General features: G+C 65.4%; 2 protein-coding genes. Both read right to left on the bottom strand.

All coding sequences use genetic code 11. The features are described 5' to 3' along the window. The coding region (locus EN991_RS36570) for a Gfo/Idh/MocA family oxidoreductase (RefSeq protein WP_164769677.1) at positions 1–867 on the bottom strand (867 nt) is incomplete at its 3' end. Positions 868–936: 69 nt separating this feature from the next. Beyond that, a partial coding sequence (locus EN991_RS36565) for a ThuA domain-containing protein (RefSeq protein WP_206519334.1) occupies positions 937–1308 on the bottom strand: 372 nt, incomplete at its 5' end.

Raw genomic sequence — 1308 nt, 5'->3', positions numbered from 1 at the left:
GGCATCCCCGCCGAGGCAGGCCGACAGGCTCGATGCCTTGCCGTCGGTCTCGACCTTGATAGCGCCCTGGGTGCCGTGCAGGGCCAGCGACAAATCGTTGGCGTGACCGGTCATGTAGCGGCTCGCCACGATCGTGGCAAGCGCGCCGCAATCGAGCCGCGCCGTCATTGCCACGCTGTCATTGGCGTCCAGCACATAGTCGCCGATGCGCTCGCCCTCGGCCTTCGGAAACGTCACCAGATCGGCATGCAGGCTGACGATATCCTGGCCGGCGCCATAGGTGGCGAAATCCAGGATATGGATGCCGACATCGCCCAGCACGCCGGTCGAGCCGTGCCGGCTGGACAAGCGCCACAGCCATTTGTCCTCGACCCGCCAGTCACCCCATGATTTGCTGACCAGCCAGCTTTGCCGGTAGCTCGCCTCGACATGGCGCAACGCGCCGATCTCGCCGGCCTGAACCATGCGCCGCGCCTCGTGGATCGCCGGTGAGTTGCGATAGGTGAGGTTGACCATGTTGATCACCCCGGCAGCCTCGGCCGCTTGCGTCATATCAAACGCGTCGGCGTAGTTCGGCGCCAGCGGCTTTTCGCAAAACACATGTTTTCCCACGCCGAGCAGCGCCAGCGTCGTCGCCCTATGCGCACCATCCGGCGTCGCGTTGATGGCGGCATCGAACTGGCCCCAGGCGATCGCCGCCTCCAGGCTCTCGAAAGAATCGCCGATCTTGCTGGCCGCGGCGAACGCCGCAGCGCGACCGGGCAACTGGTCGACACAGGCGACGATGCTGCAGCCGGGAATCCCGGCAAACTCCTCGACATGATGCCCGGCGATACCGCCGGTGCCGAGCAGAAGAATTCGATGCATTAGCCCCAAGCCCCCAAAATCAACTCACGCCTTGGGCAACTCAGGCCCGATCAGCTCAGGCCGCCCCAATCAGCTCAGGCCCTTGTCGCCATCGGCATGCAGGCGCAGCCCCTTCTGCACGATCTTCTCCTTGGCCGCATCCGTCGGCACGTTCGGCGCATTGGTGATGCCGGACCATGCCGGCGCCGGGTTGTGCGCCCAATGGACGGCGTTGCGCAGCACCTGCTGCACGCCCTGATTGTGATAGATCGGATAGGTCTCGTGGCCGGGCGAGAAGTAGAAGATCCGTCCCGCGCCGCGCTGGTAGGTCAGCCCGGACCGGAACACCTCGCCGCCCTCGTACCAGGAGACGAACACCGTCTCCAGCGGCTCCGGCACCGCGAACGGCTCGCCATACATTTCGGTCTCGCCGATCTCCAGGCACTCGCCGATGCCTTGCGC

Source organism: Mesorhizobium sp. M7A.F.Ca.US.005.03.2.1 (assembly GCF_003997795.1).
Taxonomy (GTDB): domain Bacteria; phylum Pseudomonadota; class Alphaproteobacteria; order Rhizobiales; family Rhizobiaceae; genus Mesorhizobium; species Mesorhizobium ciceri.
This window is presented reverse-complemented; position numbering and strand designations above follow the sequence as displayed.